This is a genomic window from Bacteroides sp. 4_1_36, from assembly GCF_003466325.1.
Classification (GTDB): Bacteria; Bacteroidota; Bacteroidia; order Bacteroidales; family Bacteroidaceae; genus Bacteroides; species Bacteroides uniformis.
Map to the genome: position 1 here is coordinate 20,342 of NZ_QSOX01000014.1, position 14,978 is coordinate 35,319.

Genomic DNA, 14,978 nt, shown 5'->3' on the forward strand with positions numbered 1-14,978 from the left:
GACTGCTCCTGCGCTGGTTTCGGCGTGGGTCTGCTGTCTGTTCATTTGTATAGTGGGGTTTTCTCAGGACCTTCAAAGACGATGGATAGCACGCAGTTCCACGTTCTTTTTTTATATTCAGCAATACTCCCTCCTGAACCAAAGCTCGAATATCGGATCGGAGAAAGCATACTTGTTCCCCTCTTTCTCAATGAAATCACGTTCTGTCAGCATACGCTTGTTGCGTGTGATGGTCTGTGCACTGCCCAATTCATATTTCCGCACTACGGGGATGGAGTTGAAGCGGTATTCACCATCGGCTACAGCACGAAGCATGGCAGTTTGGGCAGCAGTCAGGTTCTCGGTGTCGTTCATGAACATAGGCATGTTGGTGTCTATCAGTTGGCGGGTACGGATTTCGATAATCTCATCTGTCACTTTTTCAGACGTACCGCTCCAGATGAAATAGCACAACTGTTGCAAATACCACGAATGGCATTTCACGATGTCGCACAGTTGTTCTGCTTGCTGTTCGCTGATTTCTTTGTTCGTCCGGTGGAAGGCATTGACGATGAAGGGCACCCATTCCTCTTTCTTTATCTTTTGCAGGAACAGTACTTGTCCGAAGCGGTAGAAGGGGTTAGAAGAATTGTTGAAGATGTCCATCATCATATGCCGCTTGCTTCCGTAAAAGCAATAGGAAACTTGTTGCTGCTTCTGCCAGGCAGAGCGCATTTTTCCCTCCATACTTTTGTAGCCGGGTAGTAGTGCCAGTTGTTGGAACTCGTCGATGCAGACAATCAGGTGTATGCCTTTGGCAGCTGCTATCTTTTCGGGTAGTTCCAGTATCTCCATGACACTTTTTTCTTCCAGTTCCAATTTCAGGTCAAAGGAGAGGGTATCGGTTGGGTCGCTTTTCAATGTGATACTGGGAGAAACGGCTTTAAGAAACTGTTTCACATCTTCAAGCCTCTTTTCAAGGGTGGAGGCGGCGCAAGAAATGACTTCTCGCGCAAAGATGCGGTAGAATTCAGCTTCCGTCTTGATGCTGAATGCATCAATGAAGCAGACACGGATATGCTTGTCTTCTTGTGTCAGTTCGTCCATAGCTACTTTTACAAGCGACGATTTTCCCCATCGGCGCGGTGAAATAAGCATTACGTTGATGCCCGATCCAAGCAATTCTTTCAGTTGCTTTCGTTCTTCTACCCGATTGACGAAACTTTCTTTATCAACCAGTGTGCCGTATTGAAAAGGTGATTTCATAAGCTTTCTGTTCTTGATTTAATGACAAATATACAAATTATACATCAATGTATAATACATCAATGTATAATTTTGTTTGAGCACATGTGCAAAAACACCCACTTTTTGCACATGAAACGGAGAACGTGAGCAAAAAAGCCTTATTTTTGCTCGCGTTATTGATTCCGAATATAATGTTAAATACAAATATACTATGAAAAGTAAGGTTCTTGCATTGATTCTATTATGCGGTGCCGCCTCGTTGGGCGCCAAAGTAAAACTGCCTGCACTGGTGGGCGACAACATGATACTCCAGCAGCAGACTGAAGTGAAACTGTGGGGAACGGCTGCTCCGGAAGCCGAAGTACGCGTTACGCCTTCGTGGAACGGACAGACAATGACTTGCCGTGCCGATAAGGATGGCGGTTGGACGCTTGCCGTGGAGACTCCGGCAGCAGGATACACGCCTTATGAGATAACTTTTGATGACGGAGAAAAAACTACGTTGAAGAATATCCTAATCGGTGAAGTATGGCTTGCTTCCGGCCAGAGCAATATGGAAATGCCCCTGAAAGGTTTTGCTGGCTGTTGCATCATGAACGGAGCGGATGACATCATAGCTTCTGCCGAGAATAAGGGGGTGCGTATGTTCACCGTTCCCAAGCACCAGACTTATGAACCGCAAACCGACTGCAAAGGTAGCTGGAACATATCTTCCATAGAAACCGCACCCGATTTCAGTGCGACGGCCTACTATTTTGCCACTTCGTTGAGCCGTGCCCTCCGGATTCCGGTCGGCATCATCTGTAGCGCTTACGGTGGATCCACTGTAGAAGGTTGGATAAGCCGTGAACTGCTGGAAAACTATCCAGACATATCTCTCAACCCCGATTCCATCGAACGCCTGCATCCCATGCTCCGCCCCATGCTGATGTACAATGCCATGCTGAAGCCGCTTCAGAACTATACCATCAAAGGGTTCATCTGGTATCAGGGAGAGTCGAACGTAGGTCGCCATGAAACATATGCCGAACGCTTGGCCGACATGGTGCAGCTGTGGCGCAAGGAATGGGGGCTGGGCGAATTGCCTTTCTACTTTGCCGAAATAGCGCCGTACGCCTATGGAGGTACCCAGCAAGAGAAAGCTGCTTACCTACGTGAAGCACAATTCCGTGCCCAAAGCCTGATTCCGAACAGTGGTATGATTTCGACAAACGACCTTGTAGAGCCTTATGAGATATACAATATCCATCCCCGCAACAAGACAAAGGTAGGTCAACGCTTGAGCTATCTGGCATTGAACCTTACCTATGGATTGAAGCAGATACACTGTTTCGGCCCACAATATAAGTCATGGACTGCTAAAGGCAGTGAAGCATGGGTTTCCTTCGACCATTTGGAAATGGGTATCTGTCGCAACTATGACCTTCGCGGTTTCGAAGTGGCGGGTGAGGACCGTGTGTTCCATCCTGCCGACAAAGTATGGCTGCACTGGCAGACGAATGAGGTCGTGATTTCTTCGGAAAAGGTGCCCAATCCCGTTGCCGTGCGCTATTGTTTCCGTGATTTCCAGGTCGGTACAATGATTGGCGGGAACGAACTACCCACTATTCCGTTCCGTACGGATAATTGGTGAAAGAACGAAAAGTGTATAAACACTTTCATTATACTATAATATTAGGCGCGGGTTACGCGGAATCACACGGATGCAGTAAACTAAATCCGTGAAATCCGTGTAATCCGCGCCTAAAAGAAAACATCCAGAGGGTTTTGTTCCCCCCTCTGTCTTTCTTATTGTTTCAGCAACTGTTCTGCTGCAAGTACCAGGAACATATAGTGGGATGAACCTCCTCCCAGCACATACTCAGTTTGCTGCCAGAGGAACGGGAACGTGAGGAGTTCCGGGAAGTCGGGACGGATAAGCGCCGTGCCGGAAATGACCCCACCGGGAATGTACGACCAGTCTGCGCGGTTCAGTCCGTAGCCCACAGTGGCCGATTGTGCGCCGACACCCGAGGCGAAGGAAGCCTGGTTGGAGCCCGGGTGGCATCCGAGGATGAAGTTGAGGGCATTGAATACCGGTGCTTTCGGGAATATTTCCGGATAGGCGGTTGTCAGGAAGTAGTGCTGGAAGCCGAAACGCTGTATATCCCAGCCTGCACCCCAGATGTTCGGACGGTAGGGAACGCCATAGGGAGTCTCCTGCACTTGTTTGTTCAGTTCTTGTTCATATCCGGTCAAAGCTTTGCGGAAAGCTGCTGAAAAGGCTTTGGCTTTCTTGTTCTTCATCTGTGCGAACAGTTTTTCCACACGTGCCGTGTACCAGCCGATGCGGCCTATCTGCTTGATGATGAGCTCCTGGTTGTCCAGAATGAAGTCCATATAGGGTTGTTCGCCGGTGGTGAGGTACAGCTCTACGGCTGCCTGCACTTTGGGGAACAAGGCTCTGTTGTTGCCGCTTCCGGTAGAAGCATATACTTTGCGGGCAATGTCGAGGCAATGCACACTCAATGTATCATTGAAACCTTTCAATACACGTGATACGGCAGCCAGCTGGGCAGCTGTCGACAGTTCCCGTCCGGGGTTATCCTCCGTAAATATCCAGCGGTCGTCTTCATTACCGATTTTCCCGTCGGTCATGGCGGCGGCATCACCCAGAAGTACGTACTGGCGCAGGTCGTTGCAGATGATTCCTCGGTAGAGACGTCCCAGTGCCAAGTAGCCATTGACTACCGTAAGGGCGCCGTTCTCTACTTGTTGCAGCAGGTCATTCTTGCCGTCGGGCTGGTGAATTTCCGTCACGCGGTTGATTTGGTCGATGGAAGTCACGTCGAGATTCGGACGGAAAGCTTCGTAGGCCAGTGCCAGGATATAGGATTCTCCGGCTTGGGATTCGATGCGGAGGTCAAAGTCTCCGGCATCGTGCCAGCCGCCTATGTTCACTCCGGGAACCACTTCACCCGGTTTGAACTTGGAAAGGCCCTCTTTCTGGTCGTAGCCGTCGATATGATTGTGTGCCGGTGCCATCTGGGCATCGTCCATGTGGCAGCAGTCGTGCCATACGCGATATTTCTCGTTGACGCGCATGTGGCACATCTGTACGGGAAGGAAGTATTCCAGTACGGGTTGCCATACGCCACGGGCATATACGTCATTGTCGATGCGGAAGATGGGAGACACGGAGGTATTGTATTTAATCTTATAAAGCCCCGGTTCCTTTACATCTGTGAAGTTTACTTTCAGATAGTTATACCTCAAGAATTTACCCCAGTTGGCAGGAGTGACGTTCTTGACAACCTTTTCGCCGTCGGCATCAATGCGGATGATTTGTGCCGTTTCCTTTCTGTTGTCACGTATATCCATTTCGATGACGGCTTCCTTGTCCTGAGTGGGATGATAACCTATCTGTGAAGTCTGGATAACCGGCTGATACATCCAGTCGACCACTACGTTCGGAGTGATAATCCATTTGACGGCACCTTTGGTGACACCCGGTTTTATGTTGCTGCGCAGTACGAACCAGCCGTTGTTGTGGTTCATACGCCCGTCAAACAGTTGCAGGTCACCGCTCAATGATTCGATGGTAACTTTGTTGTAAGGGTCATCGGGCCGGGAGGTGAACTTGGTTCCTTTGGCATAAGGTTCGCTGATGATGTCGTCTGCCACAATCGGGCTGTAACCTTTTCCTATCAGTTTGTCCATGTCTGCCAGCGATTTTTTGCCGTCATGGTAGTTTCCTGTATGCAGATAGTTGGGCTGGGTTGTCATCAGGGGGGAGTTGGGCTGTTGCGGGAAGATGCCGCTCTGACCGTCCATAATCCAGGGCTTGCCGAAGAGGGAACCCGGGAAGAATTCAAGGTTGAAGCCCACTTTTCCGATGAATTCCTGGGGAATGGGGCGGTCAAGATCTACGGTCACCTCTATGTTTTTACCTTTGCTTTCCACGTTTACCGTATATATAAGGTGGAGGTCCGGGTAAATCATCGGGTTGAATCCGGTGAGATGGCGTGAGGAGTCGGGATAGCACAGCGTGGCGGTGATGCTGTTGTCACCGAGCTTCCGGTCGAGCTGTTTCGGTACGGGTTGCCATTGTCCGGGTGTGGCTTCCAGACGGATATCTCCATTCGTCGCCACACGGTGTCCGTTCATGATGATACATACCCCTCCTTGGTGTCCTTCGGGATAGATATCATCAAAAGCCATGACGTCGACTCCCTGGTTCTTGAAATAACCGGAGGATGTCAGCTTGAAGTCTTGCGCATGCAGCGTACTGCTGCCGCAAAGCAGTGCCAAGACTGATGCAAATAGGAAATGTTTCTTTCTCATAGTATCTATTTTTGAGTTACGAAATTTTCTACTAATATACGGACTAAAAAGGAAACGGATGGCTTTTGTTTGTAGCCAATAACGTTATGAAATGTGTCTTTTTCCTCTATTTTTATGATATTCATTGTTATATTTGTCATACAATGGTGTTTGAACTGCCAGATACCAACGTTTGAGCTAATAAAAGCTGATGTCTGGTAAAACAAGGACTCAGTACCCAAAAACAGCCTTTATCGGAACCAATTGTATCCATTGAAAAAGGATGGTAGTGAGTAGTGGCAACTTGTTTTTTTGTACATTTGCAATGTAACTATGATTAATTCCTTAAATCGCTATATTATGAAACGTATGTTTTCCGTTTTTTTGCTGATTACAGTATGGTTGCTGGTTACACCTTTCCTGCAAGCACAGTCACACGTAGACAAGGTTTTAAAAGATGAAATAACCTCGGACTTGAAAGAGAATATCCTCTCTTTTTGGGAAAGATACAGCGTAGATTCTTCCGGAGGCTTTTATGGTTCATTGGGACGTGACGGTGCCCCGATAGCGGATGCTCCCAAAGGTGGTGTACTGAATGCCCGCATCCTTTGGACTTTTTCAACCGCCTACCGGATGTATGGCGATACTGCCTACCGTAAATTGGCTGACAGGGCGCAACGGTATTTCATAGACCACTTCATTGATTCGCAGTATGGAGGCGTATATTGGCTGATAAAAGCGGACGGTACCCCATTGGATACGAACAAGCAGACTTACGGCTGCTCTTATGCTATCTACGGTTTGTCCGAACATTTTAGAGCAACGGGCAACAATGAAAGCCTGCAAAAAGCCATAGAACTTTACCGGACCATGGAGAGCAGAATCAAAGACCCCGTAAACGATGGTTATATAGAATCTTTCACCCGCGAATGGGGAGTTCCCCAAAAGCTGGGATATGATGGAGATGGCGTTGCCACCAAAACAATGAATACCCATATCCACGTATTGGAGGCATACACAGCTTTATATAAAGTATGGAAGGATAATGGCCTACGCGAACGTCTTACAAAAGTAATAGATTTGATAATAACCAAGCTCTACAATCCACAAACACATCACCTGATATTGTACTGTGATTCGAATTGGAACAATCTGGATGACATCGACTCTTACGGGCATGACATCGAAACTTCCTGGTTGCTGACGGAAGCTGCAGAGGCTCTGGGTGACCCGGAGGTTATCGGGAGGTGCAGGAAGGTAGCATTGGAACTTGCAGACGCCTCCTTGAAAGAGGGCATCAACCCGATGGGCGCCATGATGTACGAACGGCATAAGGACAAAATCAGGAAGGATGCTTCCTGGTGGTGCCAGGCGGAAACTGTGGTCGGTTGTATCAATGCCTGGCAACTGACTGGTGAACAATCTTATTTGGACAGTGCCGTCCGCACTTGGAACTTCATCAAATCACGGATGATAGACAAGGAGTATGGTGAATGGTTCAGAACGGTGCTGGAAGATGGAACTCCCCGCTACAAGGAGCCTAAAGCAAGTATGTGGAATTGTCCCTATCATAACAGCCGTATGGGGTTTGAGATTGATACCAGACTGAAATGACAACCTTTTATAGATTTGATATTATGAAGAATTTACGAATTTTCCAGTTTGGAATAGTTGTATTGCTGTGTGGTATATTATCTCTGCCGCTTTCTGCCCAGACGGAAGTGATGGCATGGAGCAATATCACGGGTGTCCGTGTAGACGGTGAATTGATAGACTTTGAGTCATCCCTGCGTGTCGGAACCTTGAAAGGAGATATGGAGATTACTGGAAAGGAGAAGCAGGTCCGTCCCGTTTTCCATCGTGAGGAGGATATGCAGGAAGTGACGACTACTCTGCGAGGTGTAAAGTTCCATCAGAAAGTGACTGATAAGGGAAAAGGCTTGGTGGAGATTTCTATTGATGCGCTGTCGGACACGACTTTGAACCAGACAGCCTATTACTGTATTGCTTTAAGTCCGGAAAACTACGTTGATGCCAAAGTAAGGACAAGTGGCAGGAAGCTGACCGTTACTTCGGCCAATAGGAAATTGGAATTCAAGTTCAATAACTCTGTAAAGGCCACGGTTGAAAAAGAGTCTACCGGTACTGTTGTGTATATCTCGCTGATGCCGATTCTGAAAAAGGCTGGGAGAACAGCATTGTCTATGGAACTGCATGCTTCCGGAGTGATAGATCACAGTGACGCGGAAATTATATTGGATATGCAGAACCCGGGAAGTCTGTTTGCAGGCTTTGGAGGGAATTTCCGCCTGCAGAATCCTGTTGCCGACCCTAAAGTGATAGATTACTGTCTGGAAAACTTGCGTGTAGCTTATGGTCGTGTAGAATTTCCGTGGAGATTGTGGCAACCCGAAGAAGAATCCGATCCTATTGCCGTGGCACAGAATGGGGGACTGAACAAGCGGGTGGAGGAAAGTCTCCTCATGGCAAAGCGCTTGAAGGCGATGGGAATGCCGGTAATACTAAGCTGTTGGTTTCCGCCTGCATGGGCCATTGACGGAGGTCCTGCAAGTTATGCCCGTCAAGGTGGTGTCATTGCTTATCGTCTGGATAGCCGGAAAAAGGAGAAGATTTATAAATCCATGGCAGATTATCTGTTGTATGCTAAACAGCATTATGGTATTGAGTTCTCCATGTTCTCGTTCAACGAATCGGATTTGGGTATTGATGTCCTTCACACGCCGCAGGAGCATGCAGATTTCATTCAGGAATTCGGTGCTTATCTGGCAGGGTTGAATCTTCCTACCCGTATGCTGCTTGGCGACAATTCGGATGCTACGACTTTTGATTTCATCCTTCCTGCTTTGAACAATCCTGAGACTCATAAGTATATTGGTGCAGTTTCTTTCCATTCATGGCGTGGTTGTGATGATGTTACGTTAAGGAAGTGGGCGGATGCTGCCAAAGCGATTAATGTACCACTCTTGGTTGGTGAGGGTAGTACGGATGCCGCTGCTCATGGTTATGCCGAGATATTCAATGAGTCGACGTTTGCACTTTATGAAATCAATCTGTATACGCGTATTTGTGCTATTTGCCAACCACTGTCCATCTTGCAGTGGCAGCTCACTTCAGACTATTCGTTGTTGTGGGGAGACGGCATTTATGGCTCCAAAGGTCCTTTGCGTCCTACACAACGTTTCTGGAACATTAAGCAGCTGGCCTCCACTCCGGCCGATGCCTTGGCCATTCCGGTCAGTAGCAGCAAGAAAAAACTAAACTGTGCGGCTTTCGGAAATATGGTGCGTGGGGAATATGCCGTCCATATGGTCAATAATGGGGCGGATTGCGAGGCTGTCATCTCCGGTATCCCTGCAGAAGTGAAGGAACTGAAAGTCTATGTGACCAATACAAAAGACTGCATGAAGGAAACTGCAGTGAAGGTGGAGAATGGACTGGTACGGGTACACTTGCCGGCTATCAGTTTCATTACCTTATTGTCGGATAAATAATTTTGAAATGGAATAATATTAATATATAAAGAATAGTGATATGAATATAACTACATGTCTGTTTACAGTTCTGGGAGGAATGGCCACTTTAGGGCATCCTTCAGAAACTGTACGTTTGAATCAGTTAGGGTATTATCCCCAGCAGGAAAAAGTAGCTGTGGTGAATGCCGGTGAGGTACGTGAATTTACCATAGTAGATGCAGCCACGGGCAATCGGCTACTTTCCGGCAAACCTGGATATACCGCTTCATCCGCTTGGTCGGATAGGAGCAGGACAATATTGGATTTCAGTGACATCACGGTACCGGGAAGATATCTTCTGTTGGTTAACGGCGATTCAGTGGCATTCGAAGTAAAGGAAAAGGTGCTGTCCCCTTTGGCCGATGCCGCTTTGAAATCTTTCTATTACCAACGTACGGGTATGCCCATCGAAGCGACTTATGCGGGTCGGTGGAGCCGTCCGGCAGGCCATCCAGATGACAAGGTGCTGGTACATCCCAATGCTGCCGGGCCGGAACGTAAGGCGGGAGCGGTGATTTCTTCTCCGGGAGGATGGTATGATGCCGGAGATTATAACAAGTACATTGTGAACTCCGCTTATTCCATCGGATTGATGCAGGCGATTTATGCCCGCTTTCCTGACTATTTTATCCGTCAACGGGTGAACATCCCGGAAAGCGGAAACCACACGCCCGATTTGCTGGACGAGATGTACTATAACCTGAAATGGATGCTGACCATGCAAGACCCTGCCGACGGAGGAGTCTACCACAAGCTGACTACCCCTTCGTTCGAGGGATTTATCAAGCCTACGGAGTGTAAGCAGCCCCGTTATGTAGTTCAGAAATCAGTAACGGCGGCATTGGACTATGCTGCGGCTTTAGCGCAAGCTTCCGTGTTGTTTGCTCCTTACGAAGAGGATTATCCTGGCTTTTCGGAAGTGGCTTTGCAGGCTGCCGAACGTGCTTACGCCTGGGCAGAAGCGCATCCGCAAGCGCTCTATCATCAGGACCTCCTCAACAAGCAATATCAACCTGCCGTGGTTACGGGAGCTTACGGTGATCGTAGTGCCGATGACGAATTCTTCTGGGCGGCTTCCGAGCTCTATCTTGCTACGGGAAAGCCCGTTTACCGGGAACAAGTGAAGAAGCATCTGCCCACTGCATATAAGACTCCTTCTTGGGGCAATACCACTGCGTTGGGCGTGTTTGCCTGGCTGCAACCGGGCAGGGAATATCAGGGTGAAGACGTGGAGTTGGCAAATGCCATGAAAGACCTGCTACTGGACTATGCTGCCGAGGCTGTGCGGGGTGCTGACCGCTCTCCTTTCCACGCTCCTTACGGCAACGATGCCAAAGATTTCTTTTGGGGATGCCTTGCCGAAGGGTGTGCTAACCAAGCCACTTCACTGGTTTGCGCCTATTTGCTTACGGGTGAGAAGTCGTACCTGACGAACGCCTACCGCAATATGGACTACATTTTAGGAAAGAATGCCACGGGATATTGTTATGTCACCGGTTTCGGGATGAAAAGTCCTCTGTATCCGCACCATCGTCTTTCTGCATCGGATGATATAGAGGCACCTCTTCCCGGTTTCCTTGTTGGCGGTCCCAATCCTGGCCAACAAGACGGTGTACCCTATCCTTCCAATCTGCCGGATGAGTCTTATGCAGATGTGGAAGGTTCGTATGCTTCCAATGAAATAGCCATTAATTGGAGTGCTGCTTTGGTGGCGTTGGTGTCTTCGTTGGATGCTTTGATGTCAAAATAATGTTTCTATTCAGCCTGCTGCCTTATAAATTCGGATGGGCTGATGTTGAACTCTTCTTTAAAATGTTTGGAGAATATCTTGGGGGAGTTATACCCCAAGGTATATGCAATTTCCGAAACTTGCATCTGGCTTTCTGTCAAGAGTTGTTGTGCACGTTTCATACGGATGGTCCTGATGAATTCGATGGGTTTCTTTCCCGTTATCTTAATCATTTTCTTGTAGAAATAGCTGCGTGATATATTCAGGCTGCTGGCAAGCTCCTCGACGGAAAACTCGGTTTCGCTGATATTGTCCTCTACAATCTGGATGGCTTTTTCCACCAGCTGCTGGTCAAGGGGAGTGATGGTGATACGGCTTGGCTCGATTTTAATGTCCTGATTGAATATTTCCTGACGTTTGACGTTCATCTCGATAATCTTGTTGATGCGCAGCTTGAGGACTTCCATATTGAAAGGCTTGGTGATATAGTCGTCTGCGCCAACGCTAAGCCCTTCCAATTGGTGTTCTTCACTTGCCTTAGCTGTCAGGAGGATAATGGGGATATGGGAGTAGCGTATGTCATTCTTGATGGTTGAACATAGTTCCAGACCATCCATCTCGGGCATCATGATGTCACTGACCACTAAATCAATATCTTCCTTTTCCAGTACATTCAGTGCATGTTTTCCGTTTGTGGCTTTTAATACATGATACTGCCTGGCAAGACTTTCAGAGAGAAATTTCAAGAAGTCGTAGTTGTCATCTACGAGTAGTATGGTGAATGGATGGGATTCTTCTTTTATTTCCGGTCCTTCGACCGGTTCTCCGTTTTTGGTTTCATTACTGTTCTGGTGTAGGGGTAGGGCAATCAGGAATACAGAACCACAAGGCTGGTTATCCCTGACACAGACAGTACCCTGATGCATCTTTACGTATTCGGAAACAATGTGCAGTCCAATGCCGCTGCCTCCGTTGTTCGACTGGTTTTTGCCCGACTGATAGAATCTTTGGAATATTTTCTCCTTGGCTTCATCCTCTATGCCGCAACCGGTGTCGGTAAAGGTCAGTTCCAGATTTGTGCCTCTTACGGCAATATCCAGTGAGATGCTTCCTTTATTGGGAGTGAACTTGAATGCATTTGACAGGATATTTGTGCATATCTTGCGTATCTTGTCATAGTCAAAATCCATGAATACAGAATGTTGTGGAGCGGTAAGGCTATAGCTGATGTTCCGTTTCTGTGCTATCGGATCGAAAGAGTGGAATATTTCACTCAGAATGATAAGGATGTTGTCATGTTTGCATTTCAGGGTTTCAGCCTTGGCATCCAGCTTTCTGAAATCCAGCAGTTGGTTAATCAGTTCCAGCAGATAGTCGGCATTTTGTTTGACCATATCCAGAATGCCTTTACGATATTCGGGATGGTCTACGAAAAACTCTTCAAGCGGATTGATGATAAGTGACAAGGGGGTCCGCAGTTCGTGACTTATGTTGGCAAAGAACTGCAGTTTCATATTGTTGATTTTCTGCTGCCTTTCATTTTCCACCTCGATGGCCTGCATGATTTGTTTCTGCTTTTGGCGTAAGCGCAGATTGCGGATAATGGACAGAAGGATGCACAAAACGATACCGCTATATATGGTATAAGCCCACCAAGTGCGCCACCAAGGAGGGAGTATCTTTATTTTCAGTTCCTTGACGTTGGGGCTCCATATGCCTTGTGAGTTGCATGCCTTGACGGATAAAGTATAGTTTCCGGCAGTCAGCATGGATAGGTTTACTTTGTTGTTTTCAGCATAAATCCAGTTGGAATGAATCTTATAGGCATATTTTATCTTATCCGTTTCCACCAGGTCGAGGGCAGAGAAGGACAGAGTGAATGAATTTTCCTTTTCAGTGAAGGAAAGATGTTGTGCACATTCAAGTGAGCTGCCGTTCAGGATGTCCGGATGGGTCATTCCGGATTTGAGCTCAATACCGGTAAGGTAAATATTGGCATCATAACTTGTGGTCAGGATGTCTTGTGGAATGATAGTCTGGTAACCTTGTGGCGTGCCTATCAGTATATTGCCGTTCTGTAGCTTGAGGATGGCGTGGACATTGGTATCGTTGCATATCAGTCCGTCGCTTACGGAGTAGTTCACGATGGCGTATGTACCGTTTGTTATTTTGATTCGTGAGATGCCGTTGCCGGTACCAATCCACATCTGGTTGTTGTTGTCTTCCGTGACGGCTCTGACGAGGTTGGCGGCAAGTCCGTTTTTCTGGTCAAGGAAGTAGATGGAGTCGTTCTTCTGGTTCCATATACTCAGTCCGTGTGGATGTCCTATCCAAAGAAGGTCCCGGCTGTCCTTATAGACAGTGAGCATATTGTTCTCCTTGAAGCGGCCGGCTTCGGCGTAGATATTATAGGCTTGGGTTTCCGTATCGATGATAATGAGTCCTCCTTTGGTCGCTACGTAAAGGGTACTGTCTTTATCATAGTACATATCTCGGACAAAGAATTCTCCCGGACGGTACAAGATGGTGTCAAACTGCCCGGTTTCCGGATTTAACCTCTGTATGTATCCTTTCATGGTACCTATCCAGATGTATCCGTGTTTGTCTACCTTTACTGTATACACATTGTTCTCGAGAAGCTGGCTGTTACTTACTGTGTATTGTTTGATTTGCCCTTTCGAGTAGCATAGCAGTCCTTTCTGGAAGGTGCCTATCCATAGGCGGTTTTTGGAGTCGATGGATAAGTCGACTACAATATTGGCGGGAGTTGCTATCTTTTCGTATGAATCGGTCACTAGTGAACGTCGGATTAGTCCCGTACCGTCTGTTCCGTAGTAAATGTATTCCTGGCTGGTGTCTTCGCAGAAGGTCAGGATATCATCATATTCCAGGGATTTGTTGCATAGTATGATTTGGGACATGGGGCTATAATAGGAAATACCGTGTTTGAAATTCCCTATGTATATGGTTCCGTCTTTGTCCCGGTAAATGGTATTCAGATTGTTGCTGGCAATGGTGTGCGGTTTCAATGGATTGTGCACCAAGTTGGTAAGCGATTTGGTCAGGGTGTTGTAAACGAACAGCCCCATATGGCTGGTAAGTATCCATACGTTGCCGTCTCCCAGGTCGAGGATGCGTTGCACGCGATTGTACTGTATGTGAGTGTTATTGTTCAGGCTGATGTCCTCCCATTGCTGTGTAAAACTGTTCTTGTGCAAAAGTAGGCTGTTTTGGAAGGTGTATACCCATAGGCTTTCGTTTTGGTCTATGTAAATGTGTGGCTCATGATTCTCCAGCAAAGGTCTATAGATGGTGGGAATGGCTATTTCCTTGACTTCGGAAGTCTGCTTGCTGATACTGTATAGGGTACCGTTGGAGTACATTATATAAATGAACTGGACACCTATATAGAGGTTTGAAATCTTTTCAACTGCCAATGGATAGGCTTTGATGGAGTTGTTGTCCATGCTTCGTATGTAAAGTTTGGAATAGTCGTAGGCCCAAAACTCATTCTTGGATGTTTTTCCCATCCTCAGAATGTTTTTACTGGGGATTTGCAGCCCATCGAGTATGGGTTTATAGTCATTGTCGAATTCACCGGTCTTATAATTATAGATACTGTAGCCGCTGGAAGTCCTTATCCATACATTGTCGTCCGGTCCTTCGAAAATTTCGCTGATGGCATCGTCCGGCAGGTCGGAGTTGTTCTGGTAATACTGCTGGAAGGAGTAGCCGTCGTATTTGTTGAGTCCTGATTCTGTCCCCACCCAGAGGAATCCCCTATTGTCTCTGTAGATGCTTCGGACACTGTTGTTGGAGAGTCCTTCTGTTGTAGAGAGCTGCTTGAACATGACAGCCGGCGGGATTTCCGCTGAGTTACCTTGAACAGTAAGGAGGAAGGCCAGGTTGCATATAAGGAATAGGAGCAGTTGTTTCATGTATTTTCTTTATTAGAAGGATTAACAATATTGTAACTGCAAACTTAAATATAATCCTTCGAACGAGCAAGGAAAGATTTGCGTATTCGTGTGGGATGATATCCTCCGTTTGGTGAAAAATAGTATGCATTTTGTTTCCAATGGCCCTGTATGGGTTCTATGAAACAAAACCGGATATTAAAAGACATTTTTAAGGCATCTGTATTTCCTTTAAGAAAAATACATTTGCAGGCGAGATCATTTAAATCC

General features: G+C 47.1%; 7 protein-coding genes. 4 read left to right on the forward strand and 3 right to left on the reverse strand.

Going from position 1 to position 14,978, the window contains the following annotated elements; translation table 11 throughout:
- Window positions 1–117: 117 nt before the first annotated feature.
- Window positions 118–1,245 carry an AAA family ATPase gene (locus tag DXD65_RS13655; RefSeq protein ID WP_008662419.1) on the reverse strand — a complete coding sequence of 376 codons (1,128 nt, stop codon included), beginning with the start codon at window positions 1,243–1,245 and terminating at the stop codon, window positions 118–120.
- Between the two features lie 193 nt (window positions 1,246–1,438).
- Here DXD65_RS13655 and DXD65_RS13660 point away from each other — a divergent pair, with 193 nt between their 5' ends.
- Window positions 1,439–2,860, forward strand: coding sequence for a sialate O-acetylesterase (locus DXD65_RS13660; protein ID WP_117887728.1), 1,422 nt, complete (start codon window positions 1,439–1,441; stop codon window positions 2,858–2,860).
- Between the two features lie 155 nt (window positions 2,861–3,015).
- Here the strand turns inward: DXD65_RS13660 and DXD65_RS13665 are convergent, their stop codons facing one another.
- On the reverse strand, window positions 3,016–5,550 hold the full coding sequence (locus tag DXD65_RS13665; RefSeq protein WP_117887729.1) for a glycoside hydrolase family 9 protein: 2,535 nt from the start codon (window positions 5,548–5,550) through the stop codon (window positions 3,016–3,018).
- Between the two features lie 339 nt (window positions 5,551–5,889).
- On the opposite strand from DXD65_RS13665, the gene DXD65_RS13670 reads away from it, so the two are divergent.
- The 3 genes from DXD65_RS13670 to DXD65_RS13680 are packed head-to-tail and all read left to right on the forward strand — an operon-like array spanning window position 5,890 to window position 10,812.
- Window positions 5,890–7,143 carry an AGE family epimerase/isomerase gene (locus DXD65_RS13670; protein ID WP_044469000.1) on the forward strand — a complete coding sequence of 418 codons (1,254 nt, stop codon included), beginning with the start codon at window positions 5,890–5,892 and terminating at the stop codon, window positions 7,141–7,143.
- A 23-nt stretch (window positions 7,144–7,166) separates the two neighbouring features.
- Window positions 7,167–9,041: a hypothetical protein gene (locus DXD65_RS13675; RefSeq protein ID WP_233556143.1), complete on the forward strand. Its 1,875-nt coding sequence runs from the start codon at window positions 7,167–7,169 to the stop codon at window positions 9,039–9,041.
- A gap of 40 nt (window positions 9,042–9,081) precedes the next feature.
- A complete protein-coding gene (locus tag DXD65_RS13680; protein WP_005831000.1) occupies window positions 9,082–10,812 on the forward strand; it encodes a glycoside hydrolase family 9 protein in 1,731 nt (576 codons plus the stop codon).
- Between the two features lie 5 nt (window positions 10,813–10,817).
- Here DXD65_RS13680 and DXD65_RS13685 read toward each other — a convergent pair whose 3' ends face one another.
- Window positions 10,818–14,729: a two-component regulator propeller domain-containing protein gene (locus tag DXD65_RS13685; protein ID WP_057253913.1), complete on the reverse strand. Its 3,912-nt coding sequence runs from the start codon at window positions 14,727–14,729 to the stop codon at window positions 10,818–10,820.
- Between the last annotated feature and the right edge of the window lie 249 nt (window positions 14,730–14,978).

Bases quoted from the DNA above. Each gene is read 5' to 3' on its own strand.
- DXD65_RS13660 (WP_117887728.1), top strand. From the start codon at position 1,439: ATGAAAAGTAAGGTTCTTGCATTGATTCTATTATGCGGTGCCGCCTCG.
- DXD65_RS13665 (WP_117887729.1), bottom strand. From the start codon at position 5,550: ATGAGAAAGAAACATTTCCTATTTGCATCAGTCTTGGCACTGCTTTGC.
- DXD65_RS13685 (WP_057253913.1), bottom strand. From the start codon at position 14,729: ATGAAACAACTGCTCCTATTCCTTATATGCAACCTGGCCTTCCTCCTT.
- DXD65_RS13675 (WP_233556143.1), top strand. From the start codon at position 7,167: ATGAAGAATTTACGAATTTTCCAGTTTGGAATAGTTGTATTGCTGTGT.
- DXD65_RS13655 (WP_008662419.1), bottom strand. From the start codon at position 1,245: ATGAAATCACCTTTTCAATACGGCACACTGGTTGATAAAGAAAGTTTC.
- DXD65_RS13680 (WP_005831000.1), top strand. From the start codon at position 9,082: ATGAATATAACTACATGTCTGTTTACAGTTCTGGGAGGAATGGCCACT.
- DXD65_RS13670 (WP_044469000.1), top strand. From the start codon at position 5,890: ATGAAACGTATGTTTTCCGTTTTTTTGCTGATTACAGTATGGTTGCTG.